14 protein-coding genes are annotated in these 22,439 nt (G+C 76.0%); 10 read left to right on the forward strand and 4 right to left on the reverse strand.

The window, feature by feature from the left end:
* The first annotated feature begins 61 nt into the window (after positions 1–61).
* The 5 genes from DPM19_RS05780 (at position 62) to DPM19_RS05800 (ending at position 4,665) form a co-directional block, all read left to right on the forward strand.
* Complete coding sequence (locus DPM19_RS05780) at positions 62–1,396, forward strand: hemolysin family protein (protein ID WP_111863722.1); 1,335 nt, start codon at positions 62–64, stop codon at positions 1,394–1,396.
* Positions 1,393–2,409 (forward strand): CNNM domain-containing protein, encoded by a 1,017-nt coding sequence (locus DPM19_RS36730; RefSeq protein WP_111863723.1) that lies wholly within the window; start codon positions 1,393–1,395, stop codon positions 2,407–2,409. Before DPM19_RS05780 ends, DPM19_RS36730 begins: the two co-directional genes overlap by 4 nt.
* A gap of 126 nt (positions 2,410–2,535) precedes the next feature.
* Positions 2,536–3,096, forward strand: coding sequence for a hemerythrin domain-containing protein (locus DPM19_RS05790; RefSeq protein ID WP_199484880.1), 561 nt, complete (start codon positions 2,536–2,538; stop codon positions 3,094–3,096).
* Positions 3,096–4,145, forward strand: a complete 1,050-nt coding sequence (locus DPM19_RS05795) for an NAD-dependent epimerase/dehydratase family protein (protein WP_111863725.1) — start codon at positions 3,096–3,098, stop codon at positions 4,143–4,145. Before DPM19_RS05790 ends, DPM19_RS05795 begins: the two co-directional genes overlap by 1 nt.
* An 85-nt stretch (positions 4,146–4,230) precedes the next feature.
* On the forward strand, positions 4,231–4,665 hold the full coding sequence (locus DPM19_RS05800) for a hypothetical protein (RefSeq protein WP_111863726.1): 435 nt from the start codon (positions 4,231–4,233) through the stop codon (positions 4,663–4,665).
* Positions 4,666–4,801: 136 nt separating this feature from the next.
* On the opposite strand, the gene DPM19_RS05805 is transcribed toward DPM19_RS05800, so the two are convergent.
* Entirely contained in the window at positions 4,802–7,306 is a 2,505-nt protein-coding gene (locus DPM19_RS05805; protein WP_111863727.1) for a DEAD/DEAH box helicase, read from the reverse strand.
* An 82-nt stretch (positions 7,307–7,388) separates the two neighbouring features.
* Between DPM19_RS05805 and DPM19_RS05810 the strand changes: the two genes are divergently transcribed.
* Positions 7,389–8,219 carry an MBL fold metallo-hydrolase gene (locus DPM19_RS05810; protein WP_111863728.1) on the forward strand — a complete coding sequence of 277 codons (831 nt, stop codon included), beginning with the start codon at positions 7,389–7,391 and terminating at the stop codon, positions 8,217–8,219.
* On the opposite strand, the gene soxR is transcribed toward DPM19_RS05810, so the two are convergent.
* Positions 8,220–8,693 (reverse strand): redox-sensitive transcriptional activator SoxR, encoded by a 474-nt coding sequence (gene soxR, locus DPM19_RS05815; RefSeq protein WP_111863729.1) that lies wholly within the window; start codon positions 8,691–8,693, stop codon positions 8,220–8,222. It abuts the gene before it with no gap.
* 101 nt (positions 8,694–8,794) lie between these two features.
* Here soxR and DPM19_RS05820 point away from each other — a divergent pair, with 101 nt between their 5' ends.
* The 4 genes from DPM19_RS05820 (at position 8,795) to DPM19_RS05835 (ending at position 16,642) form a co-directional block, all read left to right on the forward strand.
* Entirely contained in the window at positions 8,795–13,519 is a 4,725-nt protein-coding gene (locus DPM19_RS05820) for a hypothetical protein (protein WP_111863730.1), read from the forward strand.
* Positions 13,520–13,827: 308 nt separating this feature from the next.
* Positions 13,828–15,252 (forward strand): hypothetical protein, encoded by a 1,425-nt coding sequence (locus DPM19_RS36735; RefSeq protein ID WP_146778747.1) that lies wholly within the window; start codon positions 13,828–13,830, stop codon positions 15,250–15,252.
* A complete protein-coding gene (locus DPM19_RS05830; RefSeq protein WP_111863732.1) occupies positions 15,237–15,809 on the forward strand; it encodes a hypothetical protein in 573 nt (190 codons plus the stop codon). The genes DPM19_RS36735 and DPM19_RS05830 overlap by 16 nt, the downstream gene beginning before the upstream one ends.
* A complete protein-coding gene (locus DPM19_RS05835; RefSeq protein ID WP_111863733.1) occupies positions 15,806–16,642 on the forward strand; it encodes a hypothetical protein in 837 nt (278 codons plus the stop codon). Before DPM19_RS05830 ends, DPM19_RS05835 begins: the two co-directional genes overlap by 4 nt.
* On the opposite strand, the gene DPM19_RS05840 is transcribed toward DPM19_RS05835, so the two are convergent.
* Together DPM19_RS05840 and DPM19_RS05845 are read right to left on the reverse strand one after the other, a co-directional pair.
* Complete coding sequence (locus tag DPM19_RS05840; protein WP_111863734.1) at positions 16,622–18,562, reverse strand: hypothetical protein; 1,941 nt, start codon at positions 18,560–18,562, stop codon at positions 16,622–16,624. The two genes, DPM19_RS05835 and DPM19_RS05840, sit on opposite strands and share 21 nt — an antisense overlap.
* A gap of 70 nt (positions 18,563–18,632) precedes the next feature.
* The gene (locus tag DPM19_RS05845) at positions 18,633–22,436 is read right to left on the reverse strand and encodes a DUF5682 family protein (protein ID WP_233509865.1); all 3,804 of its coding nucleotides are present in this window, start codon (positions 22,434–22,436) and stop codon (positions 18,633–18,635) included.
* Positions 22,437–22,439 lie beyond the last annotated feature (3 nt).

Here is a 22,439-nt window from a genome sequence, read left to right on the forward strand (position 1 = left end):
AAAGGACGTCGGTGTCCGATTCGGACCCTCATGATCGTTGGACCGGGCGTGAGGGCGCCCGATGAGCATGATCTTCGGCCTGCTGGCGGTGCTCCTTCTGACCGCCGCCACCGGCTACTTCGTCGCACAGGAATTCGCCTACGTGACCGCCGACCGGCTGGCGCTGGAGCAGCAGGCCAAAGCCGGTGACAGAGCGGCCGCCCGAGCCGTCCGGGTGATGGAACGGCTGTCCTTCATGTTGTCGGGCGCTCAGCTCGGCATCACGGTCACCGCCCTGATCGTCGGTTTCATCGCCAAGCCGGCGCTGGCCGGGCTGATCGAACCGGTGCTCGTCTCGGCGAAGGTGCCCGAGGCCGCGGTCGGCGGGATCGCGCTGGCCGCCGGGTTCACGCTGGCGACCCTGATCCAGATGGTGCTCGGCGAACTGTTCCCCAAGAACCTGGCGCTGGCCCGGTCGGAGTCGCTGGCCCGCGCGCTGGCGGCGTCCACCCTCGCCTACCTCGCGGTGGCCTCCCCCGTCATCCGGCTGTTCGACGCGTCCGCCAACCGCCTGCTGCGCGCCGTCGGCATCGAGCCGGTGGAGGAGTTGCACCACGGGGCCACGCTCGAGGAGCTGGGCCACATCATCGGCGAGTCCGAGTCGCAGCTCACCGCCGAGCACACGGATCTGCTGGAGCGGGCGCTGGTGTTCTCCGACCGCACGGCGGAGGAGACGATGGTCCCCCGCGTCGACGTCGTCACCGTCTCCAAGGACACCTCCGCGGCCGGGCTGACCGAGATCATCACCGCCCACGGCCACACCCACTACCCGGTGATCGGCGACCGGGTGGACGACGTGATCGGCATCGTGGGGTTGCGCGAGCTCATCCGGCTCAGCCCGCAGGAGGCCGAGCGCACCCCGGTCGACGCGATCGCCCGGGCCGCGCTGCTGGTGCCGGCCAGTCTCGCGCTGCCGGACGTGGTGGCGCAGATGCAGGCCGGCGGCGAGGAGATCGCCTGCGTGGTGGACGAGTACGGCGGGTTCGCCGGCCTGCTCACCTGGGAGGACGTCGCCGAGGAACTGGTCGGCGAGATCGTCGACGAGAACGACGCCGACGAGGATCTGGCGATCCAGCGCGGCGGCTGGTGGACCACCGACGCGGGGCTGCGGGTGGACGAGATCGCGCAGCTCACCGGTATCGAGCTGCCCGAGGGCGACTACGAGACCGTCGCGGGGCTGCTGCTCCAGCGGCTGGGCCGGGTGGCCGAGCCCGGTGACGCCGTCGCCGTCGCCCTCCCGCCGAGCCGGATGGACGAGCCCACCCGGCGGGCCGAGGTCGAAGTGATGTCCGTCCACCGGCACGTACCCGAGATGATCCGTATCCGGGCCGTGGAGCTCCAGGAGGAGCGGTCATGAGCCTGCAGACCGGTCTTCTGCTCACCTTCCTGCTGCTGGTCGGCAACGGCTTCTTCGTGGCCGCGGAGTTCGCGCTGGTCGCCGCGAAGCGCCCGCGGCTGGAGCGCGCCGCCGCCGCGGGCAGCCGGGCCGCCGGCACCGCGGTGGCCGGGATCAGGGAGCTGTCGCTGATGCTGGCCGGCGCCCAGCTCGGCATCACCATGTGCTCGCTGGGCCTGGGTGTGGTCTCCGAACCCGTCATCGCCGACACCTTGACCCCGCTGTTCCACCAGCTGGGTCTGCCGGACGCCGCCGCGCACGCCGTCGCCTTCGTGATCGCGCTGGCGCTGGTGACGTTCCTGCACATGGTGATCGGCGAGATGGCGCCCAAGTCGTGGGCGATCACCCGGCCGGAGCGGTCGGCCGTGCTGCTGGCGCCGCTCTTCTGCGGGTTCACCAACCTGGTCCGGCCCGTCCTGACCGGGCTCAACTCGTTCACCAACCTGATGCTGCAAGCCCTCGGGGTGCAACCGCGCGACGCGATCGCGCTGTCGCGCACGCCCGAGCAGCTCCGGCACCTGGTGGAGGAGTCACGCCGGCTCGAACTGATCGAGGAGGCCGACCGGGTGCTGCTCAACGCGGCGTTGGAGGCGCCCCGTGCCACCCTGGCCGACCTGGTGATCCCGGTGGAGGCCATCGTGGCGGTCCCGACGTCCGCCGACCCCCAGGAGGTCATCGACACCGCCGTGCGCACCCGGCGCAACCGCATCATGCTGCGGCATCCCGACGGTTCGGTGGCGGGCATGGTGCACGTCCGGGACGCGTACCTGGCCCGGGCCCGGGGGAAGCGGCCTCCCGCGGGCCGGCTGGCCCACCCGGTGCCGACACTCGGCCTGGACACCCCGGTGGCCGCGGCCGTCACCGCACTGCGGGCGCACCACAGCCAGCTCGGCCTGGTCCGGGACGCCGACGGTCGGCCCGCCGGCCTGATCAGTCTCGACGACCTCCTCACCACCCTCCTCGCCCCCGCCTGAGGCGAGGGAGTGAGCGGAGCGGTCCGCCCGGCCTCAGGGCCCGGGCGGGCCGTTCGTCGGTTGAGGACGCATGTGGTCACGACCCCCGGGTAGGGCGCGGGAAGCCGAGCTATGGGGGGATCGGACGTGACCGAAACCGATGTTGTGGACCTGCTGCGCCGTCAGCACGAGCAGGTCCGCGAACTGTTCTTCGACGTGCAGGACCGTACCGGCACGGACCGCCGGGACGCCTTCGAGCGGCTGGTGCGGTTGCTGGCCGTGCACGAGACGGCGGAGGAGGAGATCGTCCACCCGCTGGCCCGGCGCGCGCTGCCGGACGGGGCGGAACTGGTGGACGCCCGGCTGGCCGAGGAGCGCCGGGCCAAGGAACTGCTGGCCGCGCTGGACGGGATGGACACCGACGACCCGGCGTTCATCGCCGGCCTGAAGGACCTGCGCGAGGCGGTGGTGACGCATGCCCGGGCGGAGGAGCGGGAGGAGTTCCCGCGGATCGCGGCGGAGTTCGGCGAGGCCGAGCGGCGGGCGCTGGCCGCGGCCGTCCGGCTGGCCGAGGCGACCGCGCCCACGCACCCGCATCCGGGGAGCGAGACGCCGGGCCGCAACCTGCTGCTGGGCCCGGCCGCCTCGGTCATCGACCGGACGCGCGACCTGATCCGGGACGCGATGGGGAAGGCGGGGGTGCGCTGATGCGGGTGGTGGTGGTCGGCGCGACCGGCAATGTGGGCACCAGCACGGTACGGGCGCTGGCCGCGGACCCGCAGGTCACCTCGATCGTGGGGGTGGCGCGGCGGGTGCCGCGCTGGCAGGCGGACAAGACCGAGTGGGCCACCGCGGACGTGGCCGGGGACGACCTCCGGCCGCATTTCCGTGGCGCGGACGCGGTGGTGCACCTGGCCTGGCTGTTCCAGCCCACCCACGATCCGGTCGTGACCTGGCGGACGAACGTGCTGGGCAGCGAGCGGGTGTTCCGGGCGGTCGCGGAGGCGGGGGTGCCCGCGCTGGTGTACGCGTCGTCGGTGGGCGCCTACTCGCCGGGCCCCAAGGACCGGTCGGTCGACGAGGACTGGCCCACGCACGGCTACCCGGCCGCGGCCTACAGCCGGGAGAAGGCGTACGTGGAGCGGTTGCTGGACGGGTTCGAGACCGAGCACCGCGACTGCCGGGTGGTGCGGCTGCGGCCGGGGTTCATCTTCAAGCGGGAGGCCGCGGCCGAGCAGCGGCGGCTGTTCGCGGGGCCGCTGCTGCCGGGTGCGCTGGTCCGGCCGGGGGTGGTTCCGGTGCTGCCGGACCTGCCGGGGCTGCGTTTCCAGGCGCTGCACTCCGCCGACGCCGGCGAGGCGTACCGGCTGGCGGTGGTGGGGGACGCGCGCGGCCCGTTCAACCTGGCGGCCGAGCCGGTGATCGGCACCGCCGACCTGGCGGACGTGCTGGGGGCGCGGCGGATCCGGGTGCCGGCCCGGGGGGTGCGGGCGGCGCTGGCCGCCGCCTGGCGGCTGCGGCTGCTGCCGGCCGCGCCGGAGCTGTTCGACCTGGCGATGCATGTGCCGGTCATGGATACGGCGCGGGCCCGGGACAGGCTCGGCTGGACGCCTGCGCACGACGGGGTGGCGGCGATGCGCGAGTTCCTGGAGGGGCTGCGCGAGGGCGCCGGGCTGGACACGCCGCCGCTGGCCCCGGAGACGGGCGGGCCGCTGCGGATCCGCGAGATGCTGACGGGGGTGGGGCGCCGGCCGTGATCTGAGCGTGGGGGCGGCTGGGCTCACGTACAAGGCACTGGTTTTCCGACATTTATCGCAAAAAACCGTGCAACGATCTGTGGGTATGAGCGAGTCAGACCTTCCGCCGCCCCCCAGGACCGAGACCGACATGCCGCGACCGGGCGGGCTCGCCGCCGAGGACGTCGGCACCTACACCACCCTGGCCAACGCCGGCACCCTGCTGCTGGCGCTGGTGCACTACGAGTGGATGTGGCTGCCCGCCGCGGTGTTCTTCCTCTACCTGCGCAACCGCGACCAGGCGGGGCTGCTGCGCGCCCATCTGGCGGGGGCGCTGTCCTTCGCCGCGGTCATGACCGGCTATTTCATCGTGATCCGCCAGGTGGTGGCCGTGGCCGACCTGGAGGGGCGGTGGCTGGCGCTGTGGCCGATCATCGTCGCGGCGGCGGTGGCGTTCCCCGCCGTCCAGGCGAGCCAGGCGGCGCGGCGGCTGCGGCCCTACACCTTCCCCAAGCCACTGGCCTGGCTACCGCTGCGCTGACCGTCACGCCGGCCGCCGCCTGCGGCTCACCCCCTCGCCTCAGGCGGCGTTGGTCACCGGCCCGCGGCTCACTCGTTCGCCACGCGGGCCGCTCGTCCCGCACGGGCCGCTCCGCCCGCTCCCCCGCCTCAGGCGGTCACAGGCGGTCCACCGCGGTGACCCGGACGACCGCCTCGCCGGCCTCGTCGGACGCGGCCAGGTCGACCTCGGCGCTGATGCCCCAGTCGTGGTCGCCGGCCGGGTCGTCGAAGATCTGCCGGATCAGCCACCGGCCGGGCTCCGGCTCGATCAGCAGCAGCTTGGGGCCGCGGGCGTCGGGTCCGGTGCGCAGCTCGTCGTGGTCGTCGTGGTAGGCGTCCATGGCCGCCGCCCAGCCGTCGGCGCCGAGGTCGGGGTCCAGCTCGCCCAGTTCGGCGTGTCGCCCCAGGGCGGCGAGCTCGACCCGGCGGAACATCGCGTTGCGCACCAGCACCCGGAACGCGCGGGTGTTGGCGGTGACCGGGACGGTCCGCTCCTCGATCGCGGTGTGGACGTCCGTGGCGGCGGGGTTGGCCAGCTGCTCCCACTCGTCCAGCAGGCTGGAGTCGACCTGGCGGACCAGCTCGCCCAGCCACTCGATCAGGTCGACCAGGTCGTCGGTCTTGATCGACTCGGGCACGGTCTGCTGGAGCGCCTTGTAGGCACCCGACAGGTAGCGCAGCACCAGCCCCTCGGTGCGGGCCAGCTCGTAGAACCCGACGTACTCCACGAAGGTCATGGCCCGCTCGTACAGGTCGCGCACCACCGACTTGGGGCGCAGCGGGTGGTCGCCCACCCAGGGGTGGCCGCGGCGGTAGATCTCGTAGGCGGCCGACAGGTGCTCCTCCAGCGGGCGCGGGTAGGTCACCTCCTGGATGAGCTCCATCCGCTCGTCGTACTCCACGCCGTCGGCTTTCATCTGCGCGATCGCCTCACCGCGCGCCTTGTTCTCCTGGGCGGCCAGGATCTGGCGGGGGTCGTCGAGCGTCGCCTCGATCACCGACAGGACGTCCAGCGCGTAGGAGGGGGACGCCGGGTCCAGCAGTTCGAAGGCGGCCAGCGCGAACGTCGACAGCGGCTGGTTGAGCGCGAAGTCCTCCTGCAGATCCACGGTGAGGCGGGCGTACCGGCCCTGCTCGTCGGGCTCGCCGAGCTGCTCGACCACTCCCCCGGCCAGCAGCGACCGGTAGATCGCGATGGCCTGCGTGATGTGGCGGCGCTGCCGGGGCCGGTCCTCGTGGTTGTCGGTGAGCAGCTTCTTCATCGCCTGGAAGGCGTTGCCCGGGCGGGCGATGACCGACAGGAGCATGGCGTGACTGACCTGGAACCGGGACTGCAGCGGTTCGGGCTCGGCGGTCTGCAGCTTGACGAAGGTGTCCTCGTCCCAGGAGACGAAGCCCTCCGGCGGCTTCTTGCGCACCACCTTGCGGCGCTTCTTGGGGTCGTCGCCCGCCTTGGCCAGCGCCTTCTCGTTCTCGACGACGTGCTCGGGGGCCTGGGCCACGACGTAGCCGATGGTGTCGTACCCGGCCCGGCCCGCGCGGCCGGCGATCTGGTGGAACTCGCGGGCGCGCAGCCGCCGCACCCGGTGCCCGTCGTACTTGCTCAGCGCGGTGAACAGCACCGTGCGGATCGGCACGTTCACCCCCACCCCGAGGGTGTCGGTGCCGCAGATGACCTTGAGCAGCCCGGCCTGGGCCAGCCGTTCGACCAGCCTGCGGTACTTGGGCAGCATGCCGGCGTGGTGGACGCCGATGCCGTGCCGGACGAACCGCGACAGGTTGCGGCCGAACCGGGTGGTGAAGCGGAACCCGCCGATCAGCTCGGCGATCTTCGCCTTCTCCTCCTTGGTGCAGACGTTGATGCTCATCAGCGACTGGGCCCGCTCCATCGCGGCGGCCTGGGTGAAGTGCACCACGTAGACCGGGGCCTTCTGCACGGAGAGCAGTTCCTCGATGGTCTCGTGCAGCGGGGTGGTGCGGTACTCGTAGGTGAGCGGTACCGGGCGCTCGGCGGAGCTGACCAGCGCGGTGGGGCGCCCGGTGCGCCGGGTCAGGTCGCGCTCGAACCGGGTGACGTCGCCGAGCGTGGCCGACATCAGCAGGAACTGCGCCTGCGGCAGTTCCAGCAGCGGGATCTGCCAGGCCCAGCCCCGCTCCGGCTCGGCGTAGAAGTGGAACTCGTCCATCACCACCAGGCCGACGTCGGCGTCGGCGCCGTCGCGCAGCGCGATGTTGGCCAGCACCTCGGCGGTGCAGCAGATGATCGGGGCGTCGGCGTTGACGCTGGCGTCGCCGGTCATCATGCCGACGTTGGCGCTGCCGAACATCGCGCACAGGTCGAAGAACTTCTCCGACACCAGCGCCTTGATCGGGGCGGTGTAGAAGCTGACCTCGTCGCGGCCCAGCGCGGCGAAGTGCGCGCCCGCCGCGACCAGGCTCTTACCGGAGCCGGTGGGGGTCGCCAGGATCACGTTGGCGCCGGAGACCACCTCGATCAGCGCCTCCTCCTGTGCCGGGTAGAGGGTGATCCCCCGTTCCTCGACCCAGCTCTGGAAGGACTCGAACAGGGAGTCGGGGTCGGCGGGGTTCGGCAGGCGGTCGATGAGGGTCACGCCCTCCATCCTGCCCGTAGCCGGGCGGTGGCCGAGCCAATTGGACCTAACGTACGATGCGACCTCTTCGCCCCCCTTTGGGAGAGTGCCCATGCGCGTCCATCACCTCAACTGCGGCACCATGCTGCCCCTCGGCGGGTGGCTGATGGGCGGCCAGGGACATCCGCTGTCCACCGCGCCGCTGGTGACGCACTGCCTGCTGATCGAGACGGACGCGGGGCTGGTGCTGGTCGACACCGGGTTCGGCATGCGGTGCGTCGAGCAGCCCGTCCAGGTGCTGGGCCGGCAGTTCATGGCCGCGTGCCGGCCCCGGCTGGATCCCGCCGAGACCGCGCTGCGCCAGGTGATCGCGCTCGGCCATTCCGCCGAGGACGTCCGGCACATCGTCCTCACCCACCTGGACCTCGACCACGCGGGCGGGCTGGCCGACTTCCCGCACGCCACGGTGCACCTGCACGAAACCGAGCGGCAGGCGGCCGCGGCACCTTCCAGTGTCAGCGAGAAGCAGCGCTACCGGCCGATCCAGTGGGAGCACGGCCCTGACTGGCGGACCTACTCGGGGGCCGACGGGGAGCGCTGGTTCGGTTTCGAGGCGGTGCGGGAGCTGGCGGGGCTGCCCGAGGACATCCTGCTGGTCCCCCTCGCCGGGCACTCCCGTGGGCACACCGGGGTGGCGGTGCGCACCGGCGACCGCTGGCTGCTGCACGCGGGGGACGCGTTCTTCTTCCGCGGCGAGGTCGACCCGGCCCGGCCCTACTGCCCGCCCGGCCTGCGGGTCTTCCAGACGGTGGTGCAGGAGGACGGCGCCGCGCGGCACACCAACCGCAGGCGGCTGGCCGATCTGGTCGGCGGGCACGGCGACCAGGTGGACGTGTTCTGCGCGCACGATCTCACCCAGCTGCGCGAGACGTCCCGGCTCTGATCAGGTGCAGTCGGGGACGCCGCAGGCGGTGGCCTTGGCGATGAGCCGCCGCGGGCCGGGGCCCTCCTGGCCCAGCTCGTCGCGCGGGTTGGCGAGCGCACAGCGGTCCAGCGACAGGCAGCCACAGCCGATGCAGTCGCTGAGGTCGTCGCGGAGCTGTTCCAGGGCGCTGATCCGGGCGTCGAGGTCGGCCCGCCAGGAGGCCGACAGCGCCGCCCAGTCCTCCCGGGTGGGGGTGCGTTCCTCCGGCAGGGTGGCCAGCGCGCCGGCGATGGCGTTCAGCGAGATGCCGACGCTCTGGGAGAGCCGGACGAACGCCACCCGGCGGATGGTGTCGCGGGTGTAGCGGCGCTGGTTGCCGGCCGTCCGGCGGCTGCGGATCAGGCCCTTGGCCTCGTAGAAGTGCAGTGCGGACACCGCGACGCCGCTGCGCGCGGCGAGCTGTCCGACGGTGAGCTCCTGGGGCATCGGCATGCCCTGATCATAGAAGCAACCTCAAGTAAGGTCGAGATAACTTCGGGCGGCGTGTCCGGATCGGCTGAGAACTGTCGGAACGGCCTGCCATGATGCGCGGCATGTCCCCCACGTCACAGTCCTCACTGCTGGACGCCGGGCTCGCCCCGCTGGGCGGCCCGGAGCCCGACGGCGCCGACGTCGTGCGCGCCCGCCGCTACTCGCACCCCCAGCTCGGCGGGCGTCCCGTCGTCCGGCTGACCGGCGACCTGCCCGCACCCGGCGAAGACCGGGCGCTGGGATTCCTCGGGTTCGCCGCGCCGGCGACCGGCGAACCCCTCGCCTACGGGCGGCGGCGCGGGCTGGGCTACCCGGCGTGGGCGCTGGTGCACGACCCGAAGAACGCCGACCGGGCGCTCGCCGTCGTCACCCCGATGGAGCGCGCGGCCCGGCTGGCCCGCAGCCGCCCCGGGGCCGCGACCGACGCCTTCCACGAGCTGGCCGCCCGGTTGCCGCACGCCCACCTGCCGAGCTACTGGGAGCAGGCGGGGCGGGCGTTCCTGGCCGGCGGCAACGTCGGGCCGGCCGCCGTCCTGTTCGGCAAGGCCCGCGAGGCCGAACTGGTCTACGCGCTGCCCGTGGACGAGACGGTGCGCCGCGACGTCTTCCTGGAGTTCGCCTTCGCCGGGGCCCTGCCGGTCAAGGCGATCAAGGACTACTTCGACGAGCTGCGCCGGCGTTACGACCCGGCCCGGGCGTACGCGGAGTTCACCGAGCTGGCGCTGCGCCGGACGCTGGGCGGGCTGCCGCCCTGGAGCGACCTGCCCAAGCAGCTGCGGGCGCTGGCCAAGGCCGCCGGGCTCGACGCCCGGGCCGAGGACGACCGGCTCGCGGAGGCGCTGCTGGCCACCCCCGCCGTGAAGGAGGCCCCGGCCGGGTTCTTCAAGGCCTACCGGGCGGCGCTGGTCCGGGTGGGGCGCGCCGACCCCGCCGTGCGCGGGCGGCTGCTCAACCTGTTCCCGAAGGCCGACTCCGACGGCTTCACCGGCTGGTGGCTGGAGCTGCTGGAGGAGGCCGGCGCCCACACCGCCCACACCGCCCTCACCGACGGCGACGCGCCCGCCGCGGCCCGGGCCGAGGGCGGGCCGGGCCGGTGGCTCGGCCGGATGGTCTCGCACGTCCAGGGCGGCTGGCGCGGCCGGCGCATCCCCGACGAGCTGTACGCGCTGGTGCCCCGCATGGCCGGCCGGCTGCGGGCCGAGGGCGAGCCGGTGGACCTCTCCATCGGGCGCCGCACCGACGCCGACCTCGTCGACCTGTGCCTGTCCCTGGAGATCCCGCTGGCCGACCCCGAGGACGACCTCTGGTTCGACCTGTCCCGGCGGCACCCCGCCGGGCACCGGCGCGACCTGGCCGTGACCGACGCCGATCCCCGCTTCCGGCCCGTGCTCGACCGGTCGGTCGACAGCTTCTGCACCCGCAGCAACAAGATCGGCGAGCTGCTCGACAGCCCCGTGCTGACCCGCATGGCCGCGCGCTGGCTGCGCGGGCAGATCGCCGGGCTCTCCCGCGGCGGGCTGCTGGAGGCCGGCCGGGCGGCCCGGCGCATCGACACCGCGGTCGACGGCCCCACCCTGCGGGCGCTGCCCGAGGAGGCCGCGCTGCTGGCCTCCGCCGACCGGCGGCTGGCACTGATGCGGACGGTCCGGCTGGGCACCCCGGGCGAGCTGGGCTGGCCCGAGTTCGACGCGGTCGTCGCCGAGCTGGGCGGCCCGGAGAAGGTCCAGTGCATACCGAGCTGGCCGGTCATCACGGTGACCGGCGCCGGCCGGGCCGTCGTGGTCGGCCCGGCCGGGCGGGTGGCCGAGCACGACCTGCGCGTCCCGCCCAGTACCGAGCACCTCGCCGTGTACTGCGGCGGGCGGCTGCTGGTGTGCTGGTGGGACCGGTCCGGCAACCACGCCTACTGGTCCGACGCCCCGCACGAGGTGTTCACCCCCGAGTCCGGCGAGGGCACGTGGTCGCTGCGCTGGTCGTCCGAGCGGGGCAGCGGGTTCTGCGTGCTCACCGCCGACGGGGCCCGGATGGGCGACGGCCGGCCACTGTACCCCGGCGACCGGCGGGTCCCCGGCGGCGGGCACGTGCTGCACGACGGCGCGACCTACTGGGCCTACCGGCACGACCCGCGCGGGCTGTACGAGATCGACCCGGCGACCGGGCAGCGGGGCCGCGGGTCGCTGCCCGCGTTCCTGGAGGACGCTCCCCTGGCCGAGGGCGAGGACTGGGTGCCGGCCGCATGCTCGCTGGCCCCGCTGCCCGCCGGCCTGGAGGACACCCCGCTGGGGCACGCCGGCGGCATGGTCGGCTTCCGGGTGCACCACATCCGCGGCGGGCACCGCATCACCGGCGTCGACGGCCGGACGGCGGACGTGCCGGGCGACTCGTACGCGCCGTGGGGGATCCTGTCCGTCCCCGGCGGCGCGCAGCCGATCGTCCTGCGCGCCGCCTGGAGAGACGTCACCGCGCTGGTCCCCGGCGACGGCGACCTGTGGGAGCTGAGCCTGGGCCACGACCACCGGACCGGCACGTTCGTCCCGCCGCCGGCGTTCTGGCACCTGTTCCAGGCGCGTGACGCGGCGGCCTCCGCGGTGCTGCGCGAGCTCACCGGGGAGCAGGCCGGCGCCCTGCTCGACGCCGCGCTCGCCGACCGCGCCGAGAAGCACGGCGACGACGAGGACCCCACGCCGCGGCTGCGCGCCGCCGTCGCCGCGCTGCTGCCGGACGGCGCCCACCCCGCCCTGGTCGCCGGGGTGGTCGCCACCGTCGTCGTCGCCGCCGACACCGAGCGGTACCGTGCCGGTGTCCTGGAGCGGGCCGAGGCCCGCTCCGGGCCGCGCATCGACCCGGAGGCCCAGCACCAGGCACTGCGCGGCCTGGGCGGGCACCCCGGCCACTGGACGGCCGATGACATCCTCGGCGAGGCCGCGCGCGCCTCCCGCTTCCTGCTCGGCGGGCCGGCGCCCGGCGAGCCGGTGAGCGACTGGCCGGTGCTGCCGGGCCGGGTGGGCGCGCTCGCCTGGCGCGCGGCCTCGCCGCTGACCTCCGCCACCGACCGCACGACACTCGGCGCGCTGCTGGAGCACTGGGCCGGCCTGGTGTTCGCCGACCCGGCGGCCCGGCTGCGCCGGGGCCGGTCCGCGCGCTCCCACCCGGCGGCCGGGGAGCACGCGGGCGGGCGCCACCTGGTGCTGGGCACCGTCGAGGGCGAGCCCGACCCGGCGGCCCGGCACTACGTGGAGCTGCGGTCCGGAGACGGCCCGCCGCCCCCCGAGGTCGAACCGCTGGACGCCGCGGACCTGACCCCCGGCTGGGGCACCCGGGACCGGATCCACGCGTTCCTCGCGGCGCTCGGCGAGCACGGCCCGGCCGCCTGGGACCCGCGGGCGGTGGACCTGCTCACCGAGCGGACCGGGCTGACCCGGGGCACGGCGGCACTGCTGCTCGCGGCACTGCCCGACCTCGACGACTGGCGGACGGCGTACCTGACCGCCGAGCAGCGGAAGCTGCTGGGCCTCGGCGCCGCCGAGGCCGCCGCGGCCCGGCAGGAACTGCGCCGCCTGCCGGTCGCCGACCGGCTGGCCCTGCTGGAGGCCGCCATGCCGGGCGACCCCGCCGAGCTGTGGGACACCGGCATACTGCCGGCCGCCGAACGGCTGGCCGCCGCCTGGGTGCACAGGTTCGGCCGCCGGGTACCGATCCCGGAGGACGCGGTCACCGAAGCCGCACAGATCATCGGATCCCGCGACGCCGCCCCGCTGCTGGCGCTGCTGACCGATCCCGGTTCGATCCCCTGGCTGACCGGTGGCGCCGGCCGGCTGGTGGACAAGGACGACGACGGCGCCCAGTTGGCCGCGCCGCAGGAGGCTCCCGGCCACAACGGCATGGCCATGATGGTGATCGCCCTCCTCTGGGCCGCCACCGCCCGCCCGGTGGGCGACCCGCTGACCGCGCACCTGCCCGAACTGCTCGACCGGGCGCGCGCCCGGCTGGGCCGGCCCGACCTACTGGTACCGGTGGGCCTGTGCTACGGGCTGCCCGGCGGGCCGGGCGACGAGTCCCCGGAGGACACGCTGCGGCGGGTGTTCGGCGACCGCCGGTACCCGGGGCTCAAGGCCGTCGCCCATGACGACGGGGTGACGGTCGCCGTGGCCCGCAACTACGGGTTCCAGCTCTACGTCAGGGTCGCCCGGCTCGGCGACGACGACCCCCGCGCCCTGCTGGCGACGGCCCTGCTCACCGAGGAGGTCCACGGTGGCCGGCAGTTGCTCCAGGCGCTGGCGCTCGTTCGTGCCGGCGGGCTCACCGCACTTGCCCGGCGCGTCCGCGACACCCCGGTGCCGGCGGGCGGCCACGAGGCGAACCCCGCGCTGTCGGTGCCCGGCCTGGTGGCCGAGGTGGCCGCCGAGCACGGGCTGTCCGGCGACGCCGCCGCGCTCTACCTCCAATTGCTCGCCCTGCTGGAGCCCACCGACCGCAACGTCCGCCGGTGGAACGGGTGGACCCCGGCCCGGCACAAGAAGGCCGTGGCCGAGCTGACCGGGGCGGGCCTGGTGCTGGCGGCCAAGCGGAGCCGGGCCGGCCGCTCGGTGTTCCTGCCCGGCGACTGGGCCGAGGCGGCCGCCCCGAACCTGCCGGTGGAGCGCTGGAAGGCGGAGATGTACGGGCTGTCGGTGCCGGCGGGGCAGCGCAAGCTCTCCGGGCCGCTGCGCCGGTTCCTGCCGCTGCGCCCGCTGCACGAGTTGTTCGAGCACGCCTGGGCTCGCGTCCGCTCCGGCGACCTGCCCTGACCGGGTTCTGGCACGGCCTCTCCGGAGGCGGCGCTCACCCCCTGCTCCCCCTCGGGCCGGTCCCGGCCGACCGGTCCGAGGGGGTTATCGAAATCCGCGGTGAACCTGGGGCGGGTGGGGCGCGTATCACCGACCGCATCCCCAGGGAGCGGCCGGGTGGGTGCGGGAGGGAGACTCGCGGTGAGGCCCGCCCCACCCGGCCGCACCATCCCCGGCACGGCTTTGTTGTCACTTTGACACAAATCGACCGGCCCCTATTGGCGGGGATGCCCCTGGCGTAAAGAGCAGGCAAAGTCCACTGTGGGACCATGCTTCCGCGTCACTTACCGAACCGGTACCACGACCGCGGGGAAGGGCCGGTCGGATACCTGGCGGTGCTCCTGCTCCTGGCGGCCGTGCTCGGCTCCGTCGGGGCGGTCGTCCCCGGGGAACGCCTCACCCGAGGGATCGAAACGGCGATCTGCCGGCTGGTGGGCGGCCCCTGCCCCGCCGGGACCACCGCGGCGCCCCCGCCGGCGCGGCCGCCGGACGACCAGTGCGTCACCCGCTCCGGCATCGACCAGCGGACCGAGGGGCGCAAGGTGCTCGTGGTGGGCGACGAGCAGGTCTCCACCCGGCAGGAGGACGTCCTCGGTGACGGGAGCCTCTCGATCACCACCGCCGACCAGTCCAGCCAGGGCATCGACCTGGAGCTCGGGCTGGGCGTCCAGTGGAACGGGCTCGGCATCGGGGCGAGCGCGGGCGGCGGGGTGATGTGGACCGGCTCCGACCAGTACCAGTTCCGGTTCGCCGACCGGCGCGAGGCCGACGCGTTCTACCGGGAGGCCCACCGCCGGGTGGAGGACCACTTCGACGAGCACGGCTTCGGCGCCGTCTTCGACGGCGGGCTGGCCGAGATCCCGCTCCGGCTCGCCGAGCAGCGCGGCATCCCCTACACCTACATCAACGCCGACGGGCGAAGCGCCTTCGTCCAGGGCCAGGCCACCGTCGGCATGGGGAACGACACCGGGGAGGTCGGGCTCGGCGGGGGCGGCGAGTACCGGGAGGTCCGCCTGCTGGGCACCTCGGAGTCCGTCGACGCGCAGGGGAACCGGACGACCGGCCAGTACTACGAGGCCACCAACACGCTGACCCGCGAGCTCTTCGGCGGGGTGCGACTGAACGACGTGGGCGGCCCGGGCGATGTCGGTGACTGGACCTCCGACGAGACCAACATCTACCACGTCGAGTACGACAGGAACGGCGCCCCGATCCGGGTCACCGCCGTCCAGACCACCCAGTGGGTGTTCGGCGGGGGCGGCACGCTGGAGGTCCGCCCCGGGCTCGGTCCCGACGACGGCGTCAATCCCGAGGGCGGCGGCGGTGTCACCACGTCCCTGCGGATCCAGGACGGCGACACGACGGTCGCCACCACGACCGTGGAGATCCCCCCGGAGCTGCGCGCCGACGTCCGGAACGAACTCGACGGCCTCACCGACCACAACCTCGGGGACCGGCTCCGCGGGCTCGACACCCTCAGGCGGCTGGCCCGCGGCGAGGGCGCCACCTTCACGCTCCAGGAGTACGGGTTCGAGGGCCGGCAGACCCAGGGCGGTCTCGACCTCGACTACGGCATCGAGATCGTCGACTGGGGCAACGAGCACCAGGAGGCCACCCTGGAGCTGGAAAGCGCCCAGTACCGCGATCCCGAGAGCGGCGAACTGGTGCCGTGGGTCACATGCACCGGCACCTGAGAGCCGGCACCGGCCTGGCGGCGGCCGCCCTGCTCGCCGCCACCGGCTGCTCCGACGCGGGCGAACGTCACACGCAGGGCACACAGGGCGCCGGCCTGACGACGTACCGGGGCGCGGGCTTCACCGTCGGCCACCCCCGGGGCTGGCGGCCCCCGGCCCGGCGGATCTTCCCGGGGGCGAACTTCGAAGTCGTCCCGCCCGGCCCGGCCGGGGCCCCGCCCCGAGCCTCGCTGTCGGTCTTCACCGAACGGGATCGGCGCCCGCTGCACCGGATCGTGGACGGTCTCGTGGCGCTCGGCCGGACCTCGGCCGACTTCCGGCTGATCGAACGCCGCGCGACCGAGGTGGGCGACCGCCCCGCGTACGTCGTCCGCAGGGGGTACTCCGCCGCGGCCCGGGACGGCCGGCGGGTCCACCTGCGCCAGGTGGACCTGCTGGTCCGGCTCTCCGCGACGGCGGTGATCGACGTGCGCGTCGTCGCCACCGCCGACCGGTACGAGGCCGACCGGCCGTCGATCGACGCGGTGCTCCGCTCGTTCCGGAGCGGGACCGGATGAGAACCGGCCCGGCCCTCGGCGCGCTCGCGGCCCTGGCCGTGCTCGCCATGACGACCGCGCTGCTGCGCACCCCCACCGGCCAGGGCGGGGTGGCGGCGATCACCACGTCGGACGGCACCCCCGCCTCCGCCGCCTTCGCCCTGGTCACGGCCGCCTGGCTGGCCGCGGGAGCCTTCGGCACCTGGCTCGCCGTCCCGCGCCGGGAGGACCGGGAGCCGAGCGCGGCGCCGACGGCCGCCGCAACGGTGGGTGCGGTGCTCGCCGCGCTCGCCCCCATCGTGCTGGTCCTGTCGTCCACCACCACATCGCCCGGCCGGCTCGCGCTCTCGATCACCGCTCTGGAACTGGCGGTGGCCGCCGGAGTCGGCGCGGGATTGCTGCTGGGCCGGCATACCGCCGGCACCGGGATGGTCGCCGCCGCAACGGCGACCCTGGTCCTCGCCCTGGCGATCCGGTGCGCGCTGGTGGAGACGCTGGTGCCGGGGCCGCTGATCGACCCGGCGGGCCGGCTCACCGCGGACGCGGCCGCCGCGCTGCGCGCGCTGGAGGACCGGCTGCCGGTCGGGACGGGCGTCGCCGCCCTGCTCGGAGCGGCGCTGGGCGGAGCGGTGACCCGTGCCCGCCCGGCGGCGGCGCTCCTGGTGGGGCTGGCGCCGCCGGCGCTGTGGGCCGCCGGGACGGTCATCGGGCTGGTCGGCGCGGGCACGCCGGTGTTCACCTCGGTCCAGCCGGGCGAGTGGATCTGCCTGGCCGTCGGCGGGCCGCTCGGCGCCGGGTCGGGTTACGCGCTGGGCCGGGCGATCCGCCGCAGGTCAGGACCAGGCGGCGCGTAGCAGGGCACGGTGGGCGGCGTCGAGGTAGGCCATCGCGGCGGCCCAGGCGCGGGCGGACGGCTCCGGCGCGGCGGGACGGGACTCCCCCGTCACCGTGCGCTCCACCTCGGCCGCGGCCGCGTGCAGGTGGTCGAGCAGGTCCGCGGCGGTCGGCAGGTGGGAGCGGCGCAACCGGGCCGACTCGGCGCGCAGTCCGGCCGTGGCCGCACCGGCCAGGGTGGCCCGGCCGCCGAGGGTGGCCCGGTGCAGCGTGCGGCGCAGCCCGGCCAGCGGGTCGTCGGGCGGCTCCGGTGCGGCGGCCGGTCGTGGCGCCGCGGTCGCGGCGGCCGGGCCGAGGGCGGCTCCGGGCAGGTCGTCCAGGCCCACGTTGATCCGGCCGAGCCGGCGGTCCGGCAAGTGCAGCGCCGGGGCCGCCACCGCCAGCAGGGTGAGGGTGCGGGGCCGGGACGGGTGGATCCGGCCGACCAGCCGCAGCGGCTCGCCGTGCAGCGTGCCGAGCCGCCGCAGGACGGCCCGGTGGTCGCCGGCGGGGGACAGGGCGTGCACCGGGTCGGCACCGGCCACCTCCAGCAGCACCCCTTCGGGGGTGAGCCCGGCCACCACCGTGTCGAGGAAGAGCAGGTCGGCACCGGCCGGACGGGCGGTCTCCGGCAGCCCGGCCGCCGCCCAGGCCCGGTCCAGCTGGTCGCCCACGGCGGCCTCCCACAGCGCGGCCAGCGGCGGTTCGGTCCAGGGCGTGCCGGCGAGGCGGGCCGCGTCGGCCCCCTCCCCGCCGCCCAGCCGGCCGTCCGCCGTCGCGGTAAGCCCCTGCCCGAACACACCGGACCGGCCGAGGTCGTGGTGGTCCAGGGTGAGGCGGCCCAGCCGGGCGGCGCTCCGGTACGCGGTCTTCGGCCGCTCCGGCCCGCCCGGCATGACGTCGGAGACGGTGTGCAGGCGGCCCGCGCCGTCGGTCAGGTAGGTCACCACCCCCGCGTAGCCGGACGCGGTCACCACCGCCTCGCTGCACAGGCCGTGCAGCCGGGCGGTGGCGGTGGGCGCGTACGACCGGCGCGCGACGCCCACGGCGGCGGCGTCCGGGGCCCGGTCGAGCCGGTGCGCCGTGGCGATCAGTTCCGCCAGGTCGGCCGCGAAGACCTCCAGGGCGAAGGCCGGCCGGGCCGTGGCCAGGTCCCGCATCCCGCCCGCCACCCGGGTGGCGGCCGCGGCCAGCCGGGGCAGCGACGCCTGCCGGGCCGCGTGGGCGGCACGCAGCAGGTCGGCGCGGAGCAGCGCCCCGGCGGCCTGCGCCCCGGTCGCCAGCAGCCGCGCCCCCGCGTCCACCGCCAACCGTGCCGCGCCCGCCTGCGCCTCCGTCAGCTCGACCGCTTCGTCCCCGCGCGTTCCGGCCAGGCCCGCTCCGGTGCGGCTCGTTCCAGCCTGGCCCGCCCCGGTCTGGCCCGCCCCGGTCTGGTCCGCCCCGGTCTGGTCCGCCCCGGTCTGGTCCGCTCCGGTGCGGCTCGTTCCGGTGCAGGCCGTTCCCGCGGGGCTCGGGTGGGAGAGGTCCGGCTCGGCCGCGGAGTCCACCGTCCGGGCCGGCCGTGTCCGCGGGTCCGGTTCCGCTCCGGTCTCCTCCGGTTCCGCGGGCGGGGCCTCCTCCTGGTCGGCGAGGGTGTCCAGGACCGTCAGGACCGCCAGCAGGTGCAGGCAGCGCGGGGCGAGCAGGCAGGAGCAGCCGACCTGGTCGGCGCCGGTCAGGCGGGGCCCGGCGAGCCGCACGGTCTCGCCGCCCGCCGCGACCTGCCAGCCGCCGCCGGTCTCCGTCCACGTCCAGCCGTCGGCCAGCGCGGGGTCCGCGTCCAGCCGTCGCCGGACCCGGGCGGGTGCGGCACCGATCAGCTCGGCCAGCAACCCCGGCTCCACCACCGGTCGGGTCACCATTCCTCCTCCGGATGCACCGGCCGCGCCGTCGCCGGCCCGGCCGCAAGGGAGCGACGCCCGGTCACGGCGCTCATCCGCGGACCCGCTCGCCGATCCAGGCGGCCAGTTCGGCCGGGGAGAGCGCGGCGACGGGCATCCCGGCGGCGGCCACCCGCTCGGCGATCCCGCGGTTGAAGACGGGCTGCCCCCCGTCGTCGAGGGCCGCCAGGCCCAGCAGGTGGGCGCCGCTCTCGGCGAGCGCGCGCACCTCGCCGAGCAGCCGCCCGGTGGAGACGCCCTCCTCGAAGTCGCTGACCACCGCGACGATGGACCGGGCGGGCACGGTGATCTGCTCGCGCACGTACGCCAGGCCGCGCCCGATGTCCGTGCCGCCGCCCACGGAGATCTCCAGCAGCAACGCCAGCGGGTCGGCGACCCGGCCGGTGAGGTCGATGACCTTGGTGGAGAAGGTCACGAAGTGCACCGAGAGCGCCGGGACGCCGTGCAGCACCGCCGCCGTCAGCGCGCTGTAGATCGTCGAGCGCTCCATGGAGCCCGACACGTCGACGGCGAGGAAGATGTGCCAGTCGGCGCTGCGCCGGGCCCGGGTGCGGAACACCGGCCGCTCCGGCACCAGGGTGATCGCGGTCCCGGTGCGCCGGGCGGTGTGCAGGTTGGCCCGGACGGTCCGGCCGAGGTCCAGCGGGCCCACGGGGCGGCGGCTCGGGCGCGGGGTGGCCAGCCCGGTCAGCGCGGGCCGCAGCCGGCGGGCCAGCTCCCGGGTCAGCTCGGCGACCAGCCGATCCACCAGCCGCCGCAGCCGGGCCAGTCCCGCCTCGGGCAGCGCCCCGGCCAGCGAAAGCACGTGTTCGAGCAGGTCGACGGAGGCGGTCACCCGCTCCGGGTCGAGCTGGAGGATCGCGTCGGAGCGGCCCCGGGCGGCGGCCCGGCCCAGCACCTCGTCGCGGATCCGGGCGCCGAACAGCGCCTCCAGTTCCCCGGACCACTCCCGGGCGGTGGGGTACGGGTCTCCGGTCCCGCCACCGGTGCCGGCGGTCGAGCCCTCGCCCTGCCCGTGCCCGTACAGTTCGTCCAGGCCACGGGCCACGCGGGCGGCACGGCCCGTCAGCCGCTCCCGCTCCCGGCCCAGCACCAGCCGCCACCGGTCCGGCCCCGAGATCGCCCGGCCCTCCCCCGGCCCGGGCGCCGGTCCCGCCCCCGGCGGTCCGCCCCGCGCGAGAGTTCCGCCACCCTCGTGCCCACCGCTCGCGGGCGTTCCCCCGGGGCGGTCCGCGGGCGGCTGCGCGGCCCCGAGCACACGGCCGGCGGTCTGCCGGCCCACCGCCGCGGACAGCGCCCGCGAGCCGGGCACCCCCGGCTCCGGCGGTTCGGCCGGCCGCCCCGTCGCCGGCGTGGGGCCGGACGTCCCCGGCTCCGGCGGCTCGACCGGCCGCGGGCCGGGCGGCCGCACCGGCACCGGCACGGGGCCGGACGCGCCGGTGGCCGGCGGTTCGGCCGGCTGCCGCTCCGCCGCCGGGCCGGACCCGGACGCGCCGGCGGGCGACGCCGCGGGAGGGAGCGGCCCGGCCGGGAGGAGGGCGGGGTCGAGGGCGCGGACGGCGGCACGGCCGGCCAGGTCCGCGGCGGCCTGGGCGGCGAGCACGGCGGGGTCGGTGTCGAGTTCGAACGGGTCCGGGGCCCCGGGGTCCAGCCGGTGGCGCTCGCGGACCGCGACCAGGAAACGCCCGCGGGCGGCGGGCGCGAGGGCGTCGAAGCCCTCCCGCAGGGCGGGCAGGCGGCGCAGGAACTCCGCGTCGGGCCGGTCCTCCACGACGCTCGCCAGCGGGTCGAGCAGGTCGGGGGCGGACTCCAGCAGCGGCCCGGCCACGGTGAGCGCTCCGGCCAGCCGGCGGGCCGAGCCCGCGCCGTCGGACGCGTCGGCCCAGCCGGCGAGGCGGGTCGCCAGCGTCCCGGCCGGTTCGGCGCCGAGCAGCACCAGGGCCGCCGCGGCGGCGCCCTGGGGCAGCGGCGCCCCGTCGGCGACCAGCCCGCGCAGCAGCCAGACCAGCCGGTTCGCCCCGGTGGCGCCGCGCTCGACGAGCTGGACGAGCTGGAGCAGGGCGCGCGTGTCGGCGGGATCGTCGGATCCGGCGATGCCCGCCACCGCACCGATCGCGGCGGCGGCCAGTTCGGCGGTCTGCGGCCCGGCCTCGACCGCGCCCGGGCCGGGCAGGCCGGGCAGGTGGCCCGCGGTGATCCGCTCGATCAGGTCGTGTGCGGCGATCAGCTCGGGCAGCCCGGCGACCGGCAGGAAACCGGTGCGCAGCTCCGCCATGAACCGGTGCGCCGGCCGGGCCAGCCCGGCTTCGGCGGCCTCCTCCAGCAGGGCGAGCCGGGCGGCCGGGGTCAGTTCGTCCCGTGCGGCCAGCGTCCGGGCCCGGGCTTCGAGCGCCCCCTCGGCGGCCTGTTCCAGGGTCGCGCCGTACGCGGTGGCGAGTTCGAGGGTGGCCGCGGTCAGCGGGCGCCAGTGGACCGTCCAGGCCCGGCCGGTGGCGCGGACCGCGCCCACCCCGGCCAGCTCGCGTTCGGCACCGTATTCGACCCCCGCGGTGCGCAGCCGCCGCAGCGCCAGGTGGCGGCGCAGGTCGAGCGGGCTGCGGGCGGGGTCGAGCCGCTGTTCCACCGGCCGGGACGGCGCGTCCGGTCCGGGCAGCCCGAGCTCGGCCAGCAGTTCCTCGACGTGCACGGCCAGGCCCGACCGGGGGGCGCCGGGGGGCGGCGTGCCGCGCCGGTCGCCCACCAGGACCCGCTGCGCGGCGCGGGCGACGGCCCGGGACCGGCCCAGCGGCTCGCCCTGGCCGAGCGCGGTCTCCAGCGCCTCGACCAGTTCCCGGCGGCCGGGCGCGGGTAGGCCCCGCAGCACGGCCAGGTCCCGCGCCACCCGGTAGGCCGCCGCGGCGTCGGGGGTGCCCGCCACGTGCCCGTCGGCGCGCAGTTCCGCGCAGATCCGGGCCAGCCGGGCGGCCGCGGCGCGTTCGACCGCGGCCGGGGCGCCGCGGGCGTCCAGCACGTCCTGCTGCCACTCGGGGTCCCGGATGCCCGCCGGGTAGCCCGACCGGGAGTCCAGCAGTTCGAAGGTGTAGGGGATGAGCGCGGTCGCGACCTCGCCGACCGGTTCGGGCACCTCGACGGGCGGGCCGGGCGGCGGGCCGGCCAGCGCGGGCGCGTGGAAGGCTCCGATCACGGCGGCCGGGCGGCGGGCGCCCAGTTCGGCGACCCGGCGCCGCATCCACTCCTCGCGGACCAGGTCGCGCCGGGAGACCCCGGCCGGCGCGCCGGCCCGCAGCGCCCAGCCGAGCGCCAGCGCGGCCCGCCGCACCCGCTCGGGCTCGGCCCCGTAGGAGCGTGCCTCGACCAGCCGGTCCCACAGCTCCTCGGTGTCGTCGACCCCCGCGGTCCGCAGCAGCGCCCCCAGGTGGTCCGCCCCGCCGGGCCCCAGCTCGGACGGGTCGATCGGACGGGCCGCGGGCAGGTCGATGGCGTGCACGGGGACGCCGTGCGCGACGGCCCAGCGGACGGCGACCAGTTCGGGCGAGAAGTCGGCGAACGGGTAGAAGCCCAGCCGCTCGCCCGCGCCGCCGGCCACGGTGAGCGCCACCGGGGCCACCAGGGCGGGGTCGCCCAGGTGGCCCAGCCACCCCTCCAGTTCGGCGGGCAGTTCGATCAGGACCGCGTCGGGGTCGGCGGCGGCCAGCAGTTCCGGCACGACCGCCGCGAGCACCGGCGAGTGGTGCCGCACCCCGATCAGGAAGGGCTCGCGGCACCCCGCCAGCAGCTCCAGCGCCGCCGCCGGTTCGCCCGGCCCCGTCACCGGCCCCGTCACCGGCCCTGTCACCGG

Source organism: Actinomadura craniellae (genome assembly GCF_003289645.1).
Lineage (GTDB): Bacteria > Actinomycetota > Actinomycetes > Streptosporangiales > Streptosporangiaceae > Actinomadura_D > Actinomadura_D craniellae.